14 protein-coding genes are annotated in these 18,785 nt (G+C 62.4%); 5 read left to right on the plus strand and 9 right to left on the minus strand.

Annotation, left to right across the window (positions count from 1 at the left end; genetic code table 11):
- Positions 1-5: 5 nt before the first annotated feature.
- Positions 6-368, plus strand: coding sequence for a VOC family protein (locus tag QX126_RS18685; protein WP_315756116.1), 363 nt, complete (start codon positions 6-8; stop codon positions 366-368).
- Between the two features lies 1 nt (position 369).
- Here QX126_RS18685 and QX126_RS18690 read toward each other — a convergent pair whose 3' ends face one another.
- Complete coding sequence (locus QX126_RS18690; protein ID WP_315782828.1) at positions 370-1,245, minus strand: GNAT family N-acetyltransferase; 876 nt, start codon at positions 1,243-1,245, stop codon at positions 370-372.
- Positions 1,246-1,503: 258 nt separating this feature from the next.
- Positions 1,504-4,830, minus strand: coding sequence for an autotransporter domain-containing protein (locus QX126_RS18695; RefSeq protein WP_315782830.1), 3,327 nt, complete (start codon positions 4,828-4,830; stop codon positions 1,504-1,506).
- 185 nt (positions 4,831-5,015) lie between these two features.
- On the opposite strand from QX126_RS18695, the gene QX126_RS18700 reads away from it, so the two are divergent.
- Positions 5,016-6,224, plus strand: a complete 1,209-nt coding sequence (locus QX126_RS18700; RefSeq protein WP_315782832.1) for a TIGR03032 family protein — start codon at positions 5,016-5,018, stop codon at positions 6,222-6,224.
- A gap of 97 nt (positions 6,225-6,321) precedes the next feature.
- Here the strand turns inward: QX126_RS18700 and QX126_RS18705 are convergent, their stop codons facing one another.
- The 5 genes from QX126_RS18705 to QX126_RS18725 form a co-directional block, all read right to left on the minus strand.
- On the minus strand, positions 6,322-7,101 hold the full coding sequence (locus tag QX126_RS18705) for an enoyl-CoA hydratase/isomerase family protein (RefSeq protein WP_315782834.1): 780 nt from the start codon (positions 7,099-7,101) through the stop codon (positions 6,322-6,324).
- 72 nt (positions 7,102-7,173) lie between these two features.
- Positions 7,174-7,911, minus strand: a complete 738-nt coding sequence (locus QX126_RS18710; RefSeq protein ID WP_315782895.1) for an esterase/lipase family protein — start codon at positions 7,909-7,911, stop codon at positions 7,174-7,176.
- The gene (locus QX126_RS18715; RefSeq protein ID WP_315782835.1) at positions 7,911-11,336 is read right to left on the minus strand and encodes an acyl-[ACP]--phospholipid O-acyltransferase; all 3,426 of its coding nucleotides are present in this window, start codon (positions 11,334-11,336) and stop codon (positions 7,911-7,913) included. The genes QX126_RS18710 and QX126_RS18715 overlap by 1 nt, the downstream gene beginning before the upstream one ends.
- 271 nt (positions 11,337-11,607) lie before the next feature.
- Complete coding sequence (locus QX126_RS18720) at positions 11,608-11,877, minus strand: hypothetical protein (RefSeq protein ID WP_315782836.1); 270 nt, start codon at positions 11,875-11,877, stop codon at positions 11,608-11,610.
- A gap of 187 nt (positions 11,878-12,064) precedes the next feature.
- Positions 12,065-14,152 carry a molybdopterin oxidoreductase family protein gene (locus QX126_RS18725; protein ID WP_315782838.1) on the minus strand — a complete coding sequence of 696 codons (2,088 nt, stop codon included), beginning with the start codon at positions 14,150-14,152 and terminating at the stop codon, positions 12,065-12,067.
- Positions 14,153-14,529: 377 nt separating this feature from the next.
- Here QX126_RS18725 and QX126_RS18730 point away from each other — a divergent pair, with 377 nt between their 5' ends.
- From QX126_RS18730 to QX126_RS18740, 3 genes are read left to right on the plus strand one after another with little or no spacing between them, the layout of a single operon-like run.
- A complete protein-coding gene (locus QX126_RS18730; protein WP_315756124.1) occupies positions 14,530-15,216 on the plus strand; it encodes a GntR family transcriptional regulator in 687 nt (228 codons plus the stop codon).
- A gap of 55 nt (positions 15,217-15,271) precedes the next feature.
- The gene (locus QX126_RS18735; protein ID WP_315782840.1) at positions 15,272-16,270 is read left to right on the plus strand and encodes a TRAP transporter substrate-binding protein; all 999 of its coding nucleotides are present in this window, start codon (positions 15,272-15,274) and stop codon (positions 16,268-16,270) included.
- Between the two features lie 36 nt (positions 16,271-16,306).
- Positions 16,307-16,447, plus strand: a complete 141-nt coding sequence (locus QX126_RS18740) for a hypothetical protein (RefSeq protein WP_315782842.1) — start codon at positions 16,307-16,309, stop codon at positions 16,445-16,447.
- Positions 16,448-16,638: 191 nt separating this feature from the next.
- On the opposite strand, the gene QX126_RS18745 is transcribed toward QX126_RS18740, so the two are convergent.
- Both QX126_RS18745 and QX126_RS18750 read right to left on the minus strand, forming a co-directional pair.
- Positions 16,639-17,370 (minus strand): Crp/Fnr family transcriptional regulator, encoded by a 732-nt coding sequence (locus QX126_RS18745; RefSeq protein ID WP_315739031.1) that lies wholly within the window; start codon positions 17,368-17,370, stop codon positions 16,639-16,641.
- Positions 17,371-17,941: 571 nt separating this feature from the next.
- On the minus strand, positions 17,942-18,655 hold the full coding sequence (locus QX126_RS18750; RefSeq protein ID WP_315782844.1) for a helix-turn-helix domain-containing protein: 714 nt from the start codon (positions 18,653-18,655) through the stop codon (positions 17,942-17,944).
- Positions 18,656-18,785: the final 130 nt, after the last annotated feature.

The following is an 18,785-nucleotide window of genomic DNA, read 5'->3' on the forward strand; positions in this document are numbered from 1 at the left end:
CCTCCATGACCATCGAGAGCATCAGCGCGATTACGATTGCCACCCACGACATGACGCGCGCGGTCGCGTTCTATCGCGCGCTCGGCTTCGACGACATCGCCCATGGCGGCGCCCACACGTCGTTCACGAGCTTCCGTGTGGGCTCCGGCTTCCTCAACCTGATCGCCATGTCCAGGGAGAAGCAGTGGAGCTGGTGGGGCCGCATCATCTTCCACGTCGCCGATGTCGACGCCGTCTACGCCAAGGCGCTGGCCGCTGGCTTTGCCCCCTCGACCACGCCCTGCAATGCCGAATGGGGCGAGCGCTATTTCCACCTCACCGATCCCGACGGCCACGAACTGAGCTTCGCGCGGCCGCTCGGACGGTGAGTTAGCCGAGTTCGAAGGTGGTGACACCGAACACCCGGTCGATCCGGAGCGGCGGGATCGGCCCGGTGTACATGCGCGCGGTCTCGAACACCGGCTTCAGGCCGAGGCTCTCGGCGAGCGCCACCGCCTCCGGATTGATCGCGGGCACGTCGAGGAACACCTCGGAGTCGCCGGCTGCGCTCAGCAGCGCCGACACCACGGCCTCGGCATCGGCACGCTTTTCCGCAATCAGCGGACCGATTTTGTAGCCCGCACGGCACGGACGGATCACACCCCAGGCGGCTAGCGTACCGTCGCGGATCAGCGCCCGGCCGAAATGACCGGGCGTGTCGATCCAGGCCCGCAGGAATGCCCGGCGCGGGGCGGGAAATACGGTCGCATCTGACGCTTCGATGTCGGAAAGCGGCACATCGGCAAGAGCGACGATACCTGATCGATCCGCCGATTGCAGCAAGGCGGCGGATCGTCCCCCGTAGCGGATATTGGCATACGCGTAGCTGAAGCCGGATTTCCGATAGTTGTCCTGCTGCGCGACCACGCCATCGAGTCCGACAATGCGCGATCCCGCATGCGCCATCGCCGCCTGCCAGAGCCGCAAGCCGTAGCCGCGCCCGCGCAGCTCGGGACGCACCATGTAGAATCCGAGAAAGGCGAACCGGTCGTCATAGTTCACGCAGGACACGGTCGCGACCGGCACGCCGTCGCGCTCGGCGACGAGGAAGCCGTCGGGGTCGACCTCTGCGAAGCACGTCGCATCGGACAACCCGGGATTCCACCCCTCGGCTGCCGCCCAGTCGATCGCGAGCCCGATCTCGTCCGGCCGCATCGGCCGGATGTGCAGGCCATCAGCGTCGGGATGTCCGGCGGGTCGTGTCATGTTCCCCTCGATCCGAATGCCGCACCATCCGTCAATCATGACGCCGCGCGAACCTCAGGGCAACCTACGCGGCCAATACTGCTGTGAGGTTTCAGTCTCGAATGATGATCGTCCAAGCACGCTGTTCATCTGCTGCAAGGACAAGCCAGGCGGCACTCAAATGTGCGCTGCGCATTCGCAGCCAAATGATAGGCAGGTCTCGATGAGACGCTGATCGCCTCGCGCATCCGCTGTCCGGATATCTTTCCCCAGATAGAGCTAGAATTGAACTTTGATGTGCCCCTCGATCGAGTGATCCTGGCTGCTCCTCGAAAGATTGCCGCGATAGGACACTCCCATGACAGTATTGGCGCTTGTGCGCAGATCCAGGGCGGTCTGCACCAGGGCGGCATCCCGAGCGAGCGGCAGCCCTGCAATGTCAAATGCAGCGCCGGTGCTTCTGAAAAGCAGGTGGTCTTCCGGCTTGAGCTGGCCGAAACCGTGTTGCCAAGCGAGCGATGCTGACGGCTTGAGCGCCATTCCGTCCGATAATGCAATCAGCGCCGATGCGCGCGCCCCGATCGCCGTATAACCTACGTCCTCCTCGCGCGATGAGCCGGAAAGTGCGGCGACGTCACCGGCCTCATCGAAGCCATTGGTATGGAGATGGATCCAGGACCAACCTGCAAATGGCTCCACAAGAGCATCCGCGAGGTTCAGATCATAACCAATCTCACCAAATAGTTGTGAGCTGAACGCGCCATAACGCCCGGTCGCCCGTTCGAAAAAACCCGGATAGCTGATCGAGCGAGCGCTCCCAATCGTGCTGAAGCTCAGAAGTGCCCCCGAGCGGATGTTCCAGGCACCCACGTCAAAGCCAGTATAGACGGCTAGATATGCGCTATCGATATCGGCCGAGCTCGCACGGGCATCGATGCTCGTCCTCGAATTGGTGTAGCCGACCGCGACGCCTGCCCGCCAGTTGTCGCCCAGCCGCCCATCTACTCCGCTGAAGAAACCGCTCAGGCGTCGGCTCATACCAGCAGCATTGCCGTCACCATGAGCCATGCCCCAAGCCCCCACTCCCTGAGCCCACCAGCCAATATCCCGCGATGTGGACGCGTTGGCCGACGACGGAATGCTGCCGGTGTGGAGAATGCGCCTGTCCGTATCGGCGGCGTAGGCCAGATGCTTCGGCGAGGATAGATCGACATCGCCGTAGATCACGGCTGGACCACCGGAGCCGAAACTCGCAAACGGCCCAAAACGGTCCTCAAAGGAAGTTTGACGCAAGCGTCCGAGGACGGCGTCCCGGGCGAAATAACCGTCTTCGACGAGGGACGTCCGTGCGCTGGCATGAAGTTCGCCCGACAGCGCGTCGAACGCCTGTTGCGCGCCGGGCGCTGTCTGGAAGATCACGCTGCCGAAGAGCCGGCTATCCGGCGAGCTCTCCTGGAGAGCGGTGGCTACGGCCAGCTGGTTTGCCGTCCGCGCGACGCTCGGAAAGAACGTCGACTGAGTCAACGAGAGGAACACGTTGTTGGCATCATAACTCAGGCTGGGAAACAGGAACGCAGAGTTGCTGCTCACCCCAGAGAAGGCACCACTGATGCCATCGGCGGCATTGAGGATACTGTAGGTGGTACGGAAGGCATAGGCACCGTTCTGCGGCAGGACGACGACATTGCCATTGAGTCTTGCCGTGCCGGTCGCCACGATCCGGTCTGCCGCCCCGGACGCGTTGGTCTCGACTTCGTAGGTGGAGCCAGAGGCAAAGGATACGTCGTCAGAGACATTAAGCGTCCCGATCGCATTGCCTGGAGAAACGACTCCCCTGCTCGCGACAGCGAGGCCGCCGATCGTGCCATTGCCCATGAGCCGGGCCCCGGAGTTGACGAACACGGTCGATGCGAGCTCCCCTGTGACGTCCAGTATCCCGCTGTTGATGAACGTCGGGCCTGTGTAGCTACTATGCCCGCTCAGGACGAGCGTGCCACTGCCGTTTTGCTCGAGGGCACCAGAGCCTGAGATCGTTCCACCGAAGGTGTAACCGTCGGAATGATTGAAGGCCAAGATTCCGTTGTCGATCACGTCGCCGACGATCGAGCCGCTGGTACCGCCATTGCCGAGTTGCAGTGTGCCCGCGCTGACGATGGTGCCGCCGGTATAAGTGTTCGCACCGGAGAAGATGGTGGTGCCGGAGCCAAGCTGTTGGAATGTTCCGGTGCCCGAAATGATGCCACCGAACGTGTAGCTGTCGGAACGATTGATCGCGAAGATGCCGTTGTCAGTGACGTTGCCGCCGATCGAGCCGGCGCTGCCGCCATTCCCGAGTTGCAGTGCGCCGCTATTCACTGTGACTGAGGTGTTTGGCATGTTTCCGTCGACCTCGAGCAGGCCGCCATTCACGGTAAAGCTGGAGATGAGCGGAGTGGTGCCGGTAAGCGTCCAGTGGCTGCTGCCCTCCTTGAGAAACGTCCCGAAGCCCTGGTATTGCAGGCCGGCACCGATCGTTGCGACGTTGAAGCTCGCTGTACCAGTGCCGCCCAGTGCAAGGGTGTCGCTGCCGCCGCCGAAAACGTTGCCGTTGATCGCAGCGGTTGGATAGAGCTCAAGCCGGTTCGCCGAACCATGAAACCGAACGGCGCCGCCCGCACCGCCATCTAGCGTACCGGCCACAGTGAGAGTGGTAGGGCTGACGACGAAGCTCGATGTATCAATGGCGAAACCATCCGCTCCCGTACCATTCGAGGTCACGTGGCTTCCGGCGCCGATCGTAATCGCAATTGATCCGCTCGTTCCGCTTCTCGCATATATGCCCGTCGTATTGGTTCCTGTGACGTCGCCAGCGACGGCGATCTTTACCGCGCCATTGCCATCGCTCCGCGCGAAGATGCCGCTCTCCTGGCCGCTCACGGTAGTTCCGGCGGCTGTGGTCACCGTGACATCTGCGTTCCCTCTCGCGAGAAGAGCGAAATCGCTGCCGGTCGTGCCGGCGGCCGTGACGTCACCGTTGACCGTCACGGTCGTCGATCCAGTGCCGTAGTTGCGGCTCAGAATTCCGTAGCGCGCGCCGCGGACGTTGGAGCCTGCGCCGGTTGTCACGGTCAGATCAGTGCCGAAATTGATCGCCACGATTCCCCGCGATACCGAGGTTGTGCCCGTGCTTACGACATCGCCGTTGGTCGTGATGCTGAGCGCGCCGGTGCCCTGGTTGCGGCCCCGAATGCCGTAGTTGAGGGCGGTGATATCACCGTTGGTATTCACTGTGATGCTGCCCGGAACGCCGGCTGTCGTCGTCATATTGAGTCCGTTGCCGGCGGTCGCAGTAAACGGAGAGAAGTTCGTATCGGTGTATGAAAGGTTGCCGGCGCCGGTGATCGTCAGAGCATTCGAGGAGACGGTCGTAATGCGGAATCCCGATAGCGCAGTCACGTGAGCGTTGGCGCCCGAAATCGTCTGGGCGGTGCTGGCCGCCGAGCATTCCCAATTGGAACCGCCCACATTGGCGCAAGCAGCGTAGACCCGGCGGCTATAGCCGAAAACTGCGCCCACCAGCATCGAAGACGACAGCACCAACTGCCGGCATGGAAACCTGTCGGACAAGCGCCGCCCTCCTCCTTTGGGCTGGGAAACTCAACCTTTATATGTCAAGAATTACTGGACAACCAGAAGATGATGGCACATCGACCAAAAAGTCTTAAGCCGTTCCCGTCTTTCGAGGCACTCTCCTAGGCCGCGCTGAAGAGGCCTGCCTCTTGTCGGGTTCACCGCCGTTTGGAGAAGCATCCATGGGCCGTCGTGACGACGTACCGACATTCGAATCAAACGAGATTCTGCCAGCCGATCGAACTTGCGTACGCCTTCCCGCGGAACAGGTTGGCCAGGCCGGCAGTGAAGCGGTTCGGTATTCCATGTCACCCGGACTGCCCGGCTTTCTTGGTTCTCAGCGCATCGCCATCGCGGGTTCGTCCTATCAATCCGGCAAATTCTATTTCCTGGGTCAGAATGCCGACGGCGGGCTCTTGGTCCACGAGCGCCTCTTTCACAAGGCCATGGGAATCTGCGTCGTGGACCGCGATACGATCCTGCTCGCCACGATGTTCCAGATCTTGAGATTCAGGAACGTACTTGCGCCCGGGCAGCAGATCAACGATCTGCACGATGCCTGTTATGTCCCGCGCCAGATCTTCACCACTGGCGAGCTCGATGTTCATGACGTGGGGATGCTGAGCGACGGCCGCATCGTCTTCGTCAACACGCTTTACAATTGTCTTGCCTCTACATCGGAACGGCACAGCTTCACGCCGCTGTGGAAGCCTTCCTTCATTTCGAAGATCGTCAAGGAGGACCGATGTCATCTGAACGGACTTGCCATCGAAGACGGCGCCCCGCGCTACGTTACGGCGATCAGCAGATCGGACACCGTCGACGGCTGGCGCGACCGTCGTTCCGATGGCGGCATCGTCATCGACGTGCACTCCAATGAGATAGTGATCGATGGTCTCTCGATGCCTCATTCCCCTCGGCTCTATCGCGGGAGATTGTGGGTGCTCAACTCGGGCACGGGGGAGATCGGATGGATCGAGCGTTCAGCAGCCGGCGCGACGTTCCACGTTCTGGCATTCTGTCCCGGCTTCGTGCGCGGGCTCGCGTTTTTCGGCAACTATGCCTTCGTTGGCTTGTCGAAACCTCGCTATGAGCGTTTCGAGGGTCTCGCACTGGATCGCAGGTTGGCCGAAACCGATTCTGAACCGTGGTGCGGAATCCAATTGATCAATCTCGACACCGGTGCCTGCGAAAACTGGTTTCGGATTGATGGGGCGGTAGCCGAATTCTACGATCTGGGCGTTGTGCCAGACGTGATACGACCAATGGCGATCGGCTTCGCCAACAACGAGATCCTTGATCTCGTCACCCACGATCCGATGGATCCCGCTCAGAGCGCTTGGCCTGTGCATGAACGAGCGCCGGGAATTGGGTCCCCGAGGCGCGCGTAAAGCTGCGCGCTAGCCGAGGAACGAGCGATGCTCCGCCTTCGCGGAGCATGACAGCTGGAACAACAGAGCCGCCGTCAAGCGATCCACCTGCCGCGCGCTACTTCCCCGGCCACACCGGCTTGCGCTTCTCGGCGAACGCCTTCAGGCCTTCCTTGGCGTCCTCGGTCATCGCCAAGAGCGCGATCTGGCTTTCGAGATAGGCGATCGCCTCGTCGAACGACATCGACGCGATGGCGCGCATGGCGTATTTGCCGCGGCGGATGGCGGTCGGCGACTTGTCGACGATGCGGCCGATCAGCCACTCGATCTTGGCATCGAGCTCGGCGGCGGGAACAACATGGTTGAGCACCCCCGCAGCCTGTGCAGCCTTGGCATCGAACGGCTCGCCCGTCAGCGCCCATTCGTTGACGAGACGCGGCGGCGCGATGCTCTGCAAGAGGCTCAGCACCTGCATCGGGAACACGCCGACCTTGACCTCCGGCAGGCCGAAGATGACGTGATCGGCCGCGACCGCCATGTCGGTCATGCACAACAGCCCCATGCCACCGGCCATGCAGACGCCGCCGACGCGCGCGATCGCGGGCTTGGTGGCATTCTGCGACAGCCTGAGCAGATCGGCGTAGTCGGCATTGGGGCGGGAGAAATCCATCGCAAAGGCCGCGCCCGAGTTCTGCAGGTCAGCGCCGGCGCAGAACGCCTTGTCCCCCGCGCCGGTCAGCACGATCACGCGCACCTGCGGATCGTCATGCGCCTGGCGATAGCCGCGCGAGATCCCGGCGATGACGTCACCATTCAGCGCGTTGCGCTTCTCTGGACGATTGATGGTGATCCAGAGGGCCTGCCCGCGCTTGTCGAGAATCACGCTGTCGTCGGTCATCGCCTTGCCCGTTGCTTGATGTTGGATGCGAGATTGGCGCGGGATAGCCGCCGCGGGCAAGGAAAACTTGCGTCAGCTGGCCGCGCGGCGGCCGATCTCGGCGATGACACCGTGCAGCCGCGGACGCGCTGGATCGAACTGTCCGGTGTGCAGGAAAGCGATGGTCTGCCGGAACGACGTCGGATGCACCAGCAGGCCCATATGCGAGGCCTTGATCACGGTGTAGTCCGTCATCTCGGCGAGCTTGCAGCTCTCGACCGAGACACGGCCGTCGTTCGGCCATGGCAGCAGGAACAGGCCGGCGATCGGATCGAGGAAACGGTTTCCGGCGATCACACCAATCTCGTAATCGGCGGGCGGCAGAGAGGCGAGCGTGACGTCTTTCGCCGTCACCAGCTGCAGGCCGGCCGGACCGAAATAGGTGCGATAGAGCCCGACATTCTGCAGCCGGTCGGCGAGCTCGCTGCCGCCATTGGGCGTTCCCAGCATGACGACACGGCCGAGCCGCGCCGGCCGATGCTTCGCGATCGCGACCCGTGCCAGCAGGCCGCCCATCGAATGGGTGACGAAGTGGATCGGGCCGTCGATCCCGGCGGCAAAATCGGCGATCGCCGGACGGATGTCCTCGGCAAGAAACTCGAGCGGCTTCTTGCGGCTTTCATAGTCGAGGTTCAACGTCGCAAAACCAGCTCGCTGCAGCCGCTTTTCCAGCGGACGCAGCATCAATGATCGGCCGGCGATTCCATGCAGCAGGACGACCCCCGCGTCGCGGGGGCCAATGTGCTGAGAACGCCGGCGCAGCGATGCAATCACGCGACTTCCCGCTCTTCCGGCTCACGCTCGACCGTGGCTGTTGCCGCACTCGCCTCGGCGAGCGCCTTGGCGCCGACATAGTCGGTCTTGCCAGAACCGAGCAGCGGGATCTTGTCGACCACCATCACGACGGCCGGCACCGCCAGCTCCGGCGCGCCTTGCGCCTTGGCCTGGCGCTGCATCGCGGAGCGCTCGGCATCCTTCTGCGTCGTGATCAGCACGATGCGCTCGCCCTTGCGCTGGTCGGGAATCGAGACCGCGACCGATGCCGCTTGCGGCCATAGCGTCGCGGCAATCTGCTCAACCACCGTCAGCGACACCATCTCGCCGGCGATCTTGGCAAAGCGCTTGGCGCGGCCCTTGATCGTGATGAAGCCTTGCGCGTCGATGGTGACGATGTCGCCGGTGTCGTGCCAGCCCTCCGGCAGTGCCTCCAGCACACCCGGATTTTCGGCTCTGACATAGCCGAGCATGACGTTGGGGCCACGGACCGAGAGGCGTCCGCCCTCCTCGATGCCCGGCACCTTGTCGAGCCGGTACTCCATCAGCGGCGACAGGCGGCCGACGGTGCCGACACGGTTGGCCATCGGCGTGTTCATCGCCAGCACCGGCGCGGTCTCCGTGACGCCATAGCCTTCGAGAACGCGGATGCCATAACGCTCCATGTAGATCTGCCGTGTCCGGTCCTTGACCGGCTCGGCGCCGGCGATGACCAGCCGCAGGGTACGGAAATCATAGGCGTGGGCGGAGCGCGCGTAACCAGTCAGGAAGGTGTCGGTGCCGAACAAGATGGTGGCGCCGGTCTGGTAGATCAGTTCGGGCACGATCCGGTAGTGCAGCGGCGACGGGTACATATAGATGGGGATGCCCGCCAACATGGGCATCATCATGCCGCCGGTGAGGCCGAAGGAGTGGAACACCGGCAAAACATTGAACACAAGATCGTTAGCGTTGGCGTCAACCCTCGCCAATGCCTGCGCAGCATTCGCCAGAATGTTGCGATGGGACAGGACAACGCCCTTCGGCGTGCCTTCCGAGCCGGACGTGAACAGAATCACGGCCGGGTGGTCGGCATTGCGCGCGACGCGCGGCTTGGTGCCGTCGATCATCCCCTTGATCTTGTCGGCCAGGCTGACCGAGGCCTTGACGTCATCGAGATAGACCAGACGGGCCTGCCCCTCGATCGCTGCGATCAGCTTGTCGAGCTTGCCCTTCTCGATGAAGGCCCGCGACGTCAGAACGGTCGTGACCTGCGCCGCCTTCATCGCCGCCAGCACGTTCACCGGGCCGGCGGAGAAGTTCAGCATTGCCGGCACGCGGCCGATCGACTGCAGCGCCATGAAGACGACGGCGACGCCGGCGGAGTTCGGCAGCAACAGGCCGATGTTCTCGCCCACCATCGTGCCCTGCTCGAGCTTGCGGCTGAGCACCTGCGAGCCAAGCAGCAGCTTGCGATAGGTCAGCTTGGTGCCGAGCGGATCCTCGATCATCACCTTGCCGGTATCGTGGTCGCGATGGGCATGGGCGAGCGCCTCGAACAGCGTCCGATCCAGCATGGCGTTCTTGACCATGGCTTCGATCATCACGTCCTGCAGCGCAGCGCCAGCTGCATTGCGGCGGGTCTTGCCCTTGAGAGCCGCATCGATGGTGAGCTTCACCGGCGGCAGGATCGTCACCGTCACCTTGGGAAACCACGAGCGCTTGATCTGGCCATCCTTGAGATAGCTGAGATGCGAGCGCTGCGCGCCCTCGATGCGGACCGGCACCACGACGGCGTCGGCCTTGTCGGCGATCATCGCGGTGCCGTCATAGACCTTCATCAGCGAGCCCGACACCGTGATGCGGCCCTCCGGGAAGATCACCACCGGCTCCTGGCTGGCGACCAGCTTGATCAGATCGCGAGCACCGAGCGGCTTGGTCGGGTCGATCGTGATGTGGCTCACAAGTTTCAGGAAGACCTTCGCCCACCAGGCCTTGGAGATCCCGGTGTCGACGGCGAAGGTCGCATCGATCGGCAGCACCGCGTGGAGCAGCGGGCCGTCGATCAGGCTGACATGGTTCGGCGCGATCAGCATGCGGGTGCCGGCCGGCGGCAGGTTCTCCAGCCCGCGCACCTCGGTGCGGAACAAGGCCCGAAACAGCATCGCGCCGAAGTCGCGCACGCCCTCTCTGCCCCATTTGGTGAGCACGAACCAGACGGCGCCGAAGCTCGCCAAGGCCAGACCGAAGAAGATCCAGGCGATCGAGACGCCTGCAGCCTGCAGGCCAGCCACGCCCAGCGAGCCGACCACCATGAAAGCGGCCTGCAGCACGTTGCCGGCGGCGATGACCCGGGCGCGCTCGGTGGGCTCCGACCACGCCTGCACAGCGGCGAACGCAGGAACCACGAAGAGGCCGCCGCCGAAGGCGAACAAGGCGAAATCGAACAGCATGCGCGAGCCTGACCAGGAGCCGATGAATCCCAGCGGCGTGATTCCCGTTGCGATCTCCGTCGTGCCGATCGCCCAGGACAAGTCGAGGCCGAGCACGCCCATGATGATGGCGCCAATCGGCACCAGCGCAAGATTCGGCCTGACGTGGCTAAGATGCGCGGCGAACAGCGAGCCGATCGCGATGCCGACCGCAAAGATGGCGAGACACAGGGTGACGACGCCCTCGGTACCGCCGACGACGTCCTTGACCAGGGCCGGCAGCAGCGACAGCACGACGGCACCCACCAGCCAGAACCAGGACACGATCACCATGCCGTCCCACAGCCGGGGCGCGGCATGTAACGACTTCAGAAGGTGCAAGGTCGAGGTCCAGGGGTTGGCTGTGATCCGCAGATCCGGCGCGGACGGCACCGTGTGCGGGATGCGCGAGGCGGAGGCCCAGGAGATGACGGCAAGGCCGATCACCGCGAGAGCGACCCAGCCCATGTGCGAGGAGCCGGAGACAAGCTGGCCGCCGGCGATGGTGCCAATCAGGATGGCCATGAAGGTCGCACCTTCCACTAGCGCATTGCCGGTGGCGAGCTCGCCGACCGTCAGCTGGTCCGGCAGCATGGCGTATTTCACCGGGCCGAACAGCGCGGCGATGACACCGAACATGCCGAGGGCGACGAACAGCAGCGGGATCGAATGCATGAAGAAACCCAGCGCCGCGAAGCCGGCAGCGAATATCTCGGCGAACTTCAGCCTGCGCGCGACGATGCCCTTGACGTACCTGTCGGCCAACTCGCCGCCGAGTCCCGAAAGAATGAAGAATGGGAAGATGAACACCGCACCGGCCACGGTCACCAGCGCATCGCCATGCACGGCCATGGCGCCATAGAGCAGCATGATGACGAGCGCATTCTTCAGGACGTTGTCGTTCAGCGCCGAGGAGAATTGCGCCCAGAACAGCGGGGCAAAACGGCGCGACGACATCAACTGCTTGATCATGGTCGTTTCCTGGTGTGCTGCGGCGGCTCGGCCGCAAGGATGGCAAGAGTCTTGAAGGTTGGTGATGAAATGAGGTGGTGCCGGTGATGCACCCTGTTAGACGCGGTCATGCGGTCTGCCGTTCTGTTGTTGGCCGCCGACCAGCACGAAGAGTAGCCCGAAGGTCGTGTGCAAAAGGCTTATCCAGACCGAGGGCAGCTGGACGGAGGTTATGGGACGCGAGAACATGGTGACCGCTTCCTTGCGTATGAGCCGGGGATTTGAGCCGTGATCAACTCAGCTCACTCAGGTAGTGGAAGCAGCCGCACAGGCCACCGCGGCGAGGCCGGCGTCCCTCGCGAGCAGCTGCGCGAAAAAGCCGGTCTCCGGGCACCCGCCTTGCGCGCCGCGCGGCCAGCAGGCCGGCAACGTCACAGGCGTTGGCGATGCGCTCAACGCGTGCCGCCACAAGGTGAGACGCAGCCCGAGCCAAACCGTTCAGCAACGGCTGGAGATCGACGACGGGAAAAAGCTGCGGACCGCGAAAGCTGAGAACCTGCATGGGATCACTCCTTCCACTTTGAGCAACGCTCAAAATAGATATCGTAAAAATGAGCGGCGCTCAAGAAGATTCGATAAGGCGGAGCGATTGGGTAAACGAAGTCTTCCCGGCCGCGGCCAGCACACCAAGGCGGGACATCAAGCCATTGATTCTAAAAAATATTTTCGATGACCCGCCTAGGTTGGCGTCACCCGGCCGATTTGCGCAGCCAGACCTTGTTATCGTGAAAGGCCGCGCCCCCGATCGGCGCGACGGTGTCGGCAGCGGTGAGCACGTTGATGCCCCGCCCCCCGACATGGGCGCGATTGGGATGGATGGATTCGGCGATCAGCACCCCGCGCCGGACTCCGTCGAACAGCCGGGCCGCAAGCGAGGTCTGGCCACGCTCATTGCCGAGCGTGACGATATCGCCGTCGACAATGCCAAGCGGGGCTGCATCGAGCGGATGGATCATGACGGAGGGTCCCCCTTCCCGCGCCTGCGACGATGGCGTCTCGTTGAAGGAGGTGTTGAGGAACGAGCGCGCGGGGCTGGTCGCAAGCCGAAACGGATGCTGTTGATCGACCTCTTCGGTCACCGCCCAATGGTCGGGCAACGACGGCATGCGTTCAGGATTGCCCATGACGCGGCCGAATGGTGGATGCGCCCAGTCGGCCTTGAAGTGAAATTTCCCGTCACTGTGCGCGAAGCCGTCGAGATAGTGCGAGGTGCGGAAGTCCGGCTGAAGGTCGCGCCAGACATCGGCCTCGAGCCCGGCGATATCGCCATGGCCGCTCTTCTTCAACGTCGCATCGATCAGCTCGCGCGGCGACATCTCGAAGCCCGGATGCACCGCCCGCAGCCGGCGCGCCAGGCCCTGCAGCACCTCATGATTGGACCGGCACTCGCCGGGCGGGTCGATCAGCTTCGGTCCGATCGAAATGTGCTGATGGCCGCCGCCGTAATAGAGATCGTCATGCTCCATGAACATCGTGGCGGGCAGCACGATATCCGCCATCTGCGCCGTCTCGGTCATGAACTGCTCGTGGACCGCGACGAAAAGATCCTCGCGCGCAAATCCGTTGCGAACCAGCTCCTGCTCGGGCGCCACCGTCATCGGATTGGTGTTCTGGATCAGCATCGCCTTGACCGGCGGACCGCCGCACAACGCTGCTCGATCCCCGGTGAGGATACGCCCAATCTGCGACTGATCGAGAAAGCGGGTGGAATGATCGACGGCATCATGGCCCTCGATGATCGATTCATCGAAATGCCACAGCGCCGCGTTGTTGAAGAAGGCTCCGCCTCCCTCATACTGCCAGGCGCCGGTCACCGCGGGAATGCACGATGCCGCATGCATCTGCGTCGCGCCGTTCCTGCTGCGAGTGAAACCATAACCCAGTCGGAAGAAGGTCCGCTTCGTCTCTCCGACCAGACGGGCGAACGCCTCGATTTCGGCCACGGGAACGCCAGAGATTTGCGATGCCCATTGCGGCGTCCGGGTCTCCAGATGCGCTTCGAGTTCGGCAGGACAATCCGTGTACTTCTCCATATAGGCGCGGTCGGCATAGCCATCGCGAAACAGCACGTGCATCACGCCGCAGGCAAATGCGCCGTCGGTCCCAGGTCGCAGGATGACCTTGATGTCGGCCTGCTTCATGGTCTCATTGTCGTAGACATCGATCGCCGCGATCTTGGCGCCTCGTTCCTTCCGGGCGCGCGCCGCATGAGTCATGACATTGACCTGCGTGTTCACCGGGTTCGTGCCCCAGATCACGACCAGATCCGAGAGCGCCATCTCCCGCGGATCGACGCCCGCAATCTTCCCGGTGCCGATGGCAAAGCCGATGCGCGCGACATTGGCGCAGATCGTCGAGTAGAACCGCGAGTACTTCTTCACATGGGTGAGACGGTTGAGGCCATCGCGCATCACGAGACCCATCGTGCCCGCGTAATAATACGGCCAGACCGACTGAGCGCCAAAGTCGCGCTCCACCTGGAGAAACCGCTCGGCGATCACGTCCAACGCCTCGTCCCAGGAGATGCGTGCAAATTGCCCTGAGCCTTTCGGGCCGACGCGACGCATCGGATGCATCAGCCTCTCAGGATGATGAATCCGCTCGGCATATCTCGCGACCTTGGCGCAAACCACGCCAGCCGTATAGGTCTGCCGTTTCGAGCCGCGAACGCGGCCGATCGTCTTTCGATCGAGCACCTCGACGTCGAGCGCGCAGGCCGACGGACAATCGTGCGGGCAGGTGGAATGGCGGATGTCGACCCGAGTTTGCTGGTTCATGCCCGATTCGTAGCACCAAAGAATGCGTCCGCCGAGAGCATTCGCGAGGCATTCGCATGAACAAGATTCGTGCGTGTCTGCTCCACCGCAAACGTTGGGCCTGCTTCTGGACGCGGCAAGTCACCATCGACAACAACCGATCCGCCGCCAGGGGCAAGGTGAAGACTGCATCAAAAGACGATAGGCTTCTGTTGCGCGCTCGGGGTCGCTCTCCTGCGAACGATCTACGTCGCAGCGCACCATGCCCAGCCCTCAGCTGACCGGCAATTTCGATTGCAAAGCCAGCTTCATATATTAATATATCAGTTGAGGAAACGCACATGTCCAGTCGAGCCCCGAGGAAAATGGCCCCAGCGCCACGGCCTGTGGTTGCCCGCATGCGCCGCAATGGTCGGCCCCGCGGCGCGACAGCAGCGTCACGCATCTACACCGATCTCAGGTCCGAACTCGTGTCGCTCGTGCGCCTGCCGGGGGAGCCGATCTCGGAAGCGCAGATTGCGACGACCTATGGTGTCAGCAGGACACCGGTCCGCGAGGCCATTCTGAAACTCTCGGATGAAGGGTTGGTCGAGATCTTTCCGCAGTCCGGCATCTTCGTCTCGCGCATTCCGGTCGCAGCACTCCCCGAGACCATCATCATCCGAAAGTCTCTCGAAGAGACCACCGCTCGGATGGCCGCCGAGCATGCGACATCGAGCCAGTTGCTCAACCTTCATGCGACCCTCGAACGTCAGCGCGAGGCCTGCGCCGCAAAGGATCGCGAAGCCTTCCACCAGGCGGACGAGATGTTTCACGCTGGCATCGCCGAGGTCGCGGGCTATCCCGGGATCTGGAAACTGATCGTTCAGGTCAAGGTTCACGTCGACCGCTATCGTCGACTGACCCTGCCGCAGATCGGACGGATGGCCGAAGTGATCGCAGAGCACGAACCAATCCTTCAGGCCATCGAGCGGCGCGATCCGGATCGCGCCCGGGCTGCCATGGCGAGTCATCTGGAACGCCTGCTCGACGACATCTCTGAAATTCAGACCAAGAATCCAGAGTATTTCGATCAACCAAGCTAACGAGATGATCGCATCGAACCTTGCGGCGACACGATCATTCCGTCGGAGAGACGCCATGAAAAGACGCGATTTCGTCAGATTGAGCGTGGGCTTTGCGGGCGTTGCAACGCTGCCGCCGATCTCGGCCGCCCTTGGGCAATCGAAGGCGGTGTTCAAGGCATCCGACGTTCAGCCGCCGGGTTATCCGACGGTTGCAGCAACAGAAAACCTCGGCAAAAAGCTTACAGCGGCAACCAACGGCAGGCTGTCGATCCAGATGTATCCCTCCGCTCAGCTCGGCGGCGAGAAAGAGACCATCGAGCAGACCCAGATCGGGGCGATCCAGATGCTGCGGGTCAGCGCCGGCGCGCTCGGCCCGATCGTCGACGACGTCAACGTCGTCAACATGCCCTTCCTGTTCAAGAGCATCGAACATTCTGAAAAGATGATGGACGGTCCGATCGGTCAGGACCTTCTGGACCGCGTCAGCGCCAATGCCAGCGCAAATCTCGTCGCACTCTGCTGGATGAATTCGGGCGCGCGCAGCATCTACAACACCAGGAAGCCCATCAGGACGGTCGAGGACGTCAAGGGGCTGAAGATCCGTGTGATCGGCAATCCCATCTTCATCGACATGATGAACGCGCTTGGCGGCAACGGCGTCGCGATGGGCTACGATCAGGTCTTCAGCGCGCTGCAGACCGGCGTGATCGACGGGGCCGAAAACAATCCGCCGAGCTACGTCTTCAGCAATCATTACACGGCAGCGAAGTACTATTCGCTCACCCAGCATCTCGTCATTCCGGAAATCCTCGTGTTCTCGAAGCGGTCCTGGGCAAACCTGTCGACCGACGACCAGACCTTGATCAAGAAGTTCGCGCGCGAAGCGCAGATGGAGGAGCGCGAACTCTGGAAGGCCTACGAGCGGGAAGCGATTGAGAAGGCCAAGGCCGGTGGCTCCGAGATCGTCGAAATCGCCAACAAGGCGCCGTTCCAGAAGGCCGTGAAGCCGGTCTGGGACAAATACGGTCCGAAGTACCAAGAAATGATCAAGCGCATTCAGGACATCGCATAGACCGCACGCTCGGTTCGGACGATCAAGAGGCTTACGATGGCCGGACTCTATCGCCGGGCGATGGATGCGCTGTATCCCGCTTGCGTCATCGTGGGCGTAACGGCGCTCGTGCTGATCTCAGCCGTCATCACTTGGGCGGTCTTCACCCGCTACGTCCTGAACAGCGCGGCTTCCTGACCCGAAGCGATGGCCGTCCTGTTGTGCTGGTGCCACCAAACCATAAACGCCGTCCTTCACGCGCTCGCGGCCGGCGAGACGATCTCGATCAGCGCGCTGTTCATGTCCGCCCCCAGGGGAAATCCAGCTCGCCGTCGGCGGGATACGGCCATCACCGGCTAGGTAGGACGTCGGAAAATGCCTCGCCGCCTCTACTCGTCTTCGTCTTGACCGGCCTCCGCCAATCCGCGTAACGGCTCGGGATTCAGAAGCACGATCGCCCCGTGCTCGAGGCGGACCCAGTCCCGCGCGGCCCATGCACGCAACTGCTTGTTGATGCTCTCCCGCGTCATGCCGACCATTTCGCTGATCTCCTGCTGAGTGATGGCGATGGTGCGGCTTGCGGTATCCAGCTTGCGCTTGTCGGTCAGGCCGAGCAGCGCACTGGCAAGGCGGCGGGGGAGATCCTGAAGGATGACCTGCTCGACCTGGTCGCTGGTCCAGCGCAGCCGATCGCAAAGCAGCTCGATGAATTTCATTGCCAGCACCGGCTGGCTCTTCACGAACGGCAGGAATTCGCGCCGATCGATGACCAGAATCTCGCAGTTCGTATTGGCCGTTGCGTCGGCTGTGCGTTCTCGGCCGTCGAGCACGGCGACTTCGCCGAATATCTCACCCGCGCTGATCAGGTTCAGGATGGCATTGCGGCCGTCGGGCGACGAGACACTGATTTTGACGGTGCCACTGATCACGGCATACAAGCTTGAGCCAGGATCGCCTTTTGAGAAGATGGTTGAACCGCGCTTGAGCGATGTCGGCTTGGCGTAGCGGCAGAGCTGATCGACCGCATCGGCCTCGAGTTCACGAAAAATCGGATGCTGACGCAGCACCGACAGTTTGCCGTTGTTGGTAGGTCGGACGCTCGCCCGCTTTTCCTCAGTCACACCGCATCTCCCAGGCGTCCGAATACCGCCGCCCAAGGGAGCTGTCCAAAGCCGGTGGCCAAGGCCCCCGCGGATGTCAGGGGACTATGGACACGCCTACAGCCACCAGCAAAGACGATCCCTCGGACTTGCGACCACCGATCCTCGATTTCATTGCACTTCGGAATACGGCAGATCGGCGGATTGTCCAGGAAAATGCGGCGAACGCTCAAGGCGAAGCCATCTGCCAATCGACGCCGGAGGCGTTTCCGCCCCCGAGAGGCGGCCCGGCATACATTGTGCAGCGCGTGAGAGTCGTCCAGCCGCCCGTCGGACCAGCAGCGCTACTCTTCTGAGCGCAAGATGCCGCAGCCCAAGGGCAGCCTGTACCTCACACCCGATGTCTTGTCTGTGAATCAGCCCAAAGCAGGACCGCAGCGAACCCGACAAAAACCCCCACAACTGCAAAGCTGACCATCATAGCGTCGAGCGGCATGTCTCTCTCCCCTGTTCGAGTTTGAGACACAGTTCCCTATCGGCTGCGCGGCAGTCCTTGATCCAGATCAATGCAATGCGGGTTTCGCCAGCGACGTCAGGCAGCAGCCATAGCTTCAGCTCGCGCCGAATCTCGAAGCGAGACGCCCCCGGGCAGGATCGCGATGATGCCCTCCCGTTCGAGCTTCGTGAACGTTCGACTGACGGTCTCGATGGTGAGCCCGAGATAGTCGGCGATATCCTGCCGACTCATCGGCAACGGTACCATGTTAGAGGGTCCCCGAAGCTCCACCAGCCGGTCCCTCCAGCCAACGAGGAATGTCGCGACCTTCTCCTCGGCTGATCGGCGTCCGAGAAGTACCATGTGATCACGCGCCTGATTCAGCTCCTGCACGGCCAGTTCGTTCATCCGCCGCAGCAGGTTCGGCTTGTCCTCGGCAAAGCGTCCGAACGGTCCCTTTGCGAACTGGCAGACGGTGACGGGACCGATTGCGTCGGCCGAAAATCCATGCCGTTCCTCCGTCGTCATGCCGACGAAGTCGCCAGGCAGCGCAAATCCGACGATCTGCCTGCGTCCGTCGGGGAGAAGCTTGTAGAGCCTCATGACCCCATCCAATAAATTGTAGAAGCAGGACGACGTATCTTCTTGCGCGAAAACCGTCTCGCAGGTCGTAAAATGGGCCCGGCGGCTGAGCTGCTCGAATTCACGCATTTCGAACTGGTCGAGCGACGCACAGACACTGAATCCCCGCACGGCACAATCGGCACAGGCCTGCCCATGGAAATCGACTGCAACAAGAGACGTCTTCATACGGGGCTCCGCTGGGCCAAGCGCAAGGATATAATGATTGCATTCTAACGGACGCTCGAAGTTCCGATTGATTCAAATCAAACGAACCAACAATCCGGGCCCTATCGTGGCCGCCATTGCCAGCGCCAAC

It is taken from the genome of Bradyrhizobium sp. SZCCHNPS1003, from assembly GCF_032381555.1.
GTDB lineage: Bacteria > Pseudomonadota > Alphaproteobacteria > Rhizobiales > Xanthobacteraceae > Bradyrhizobium.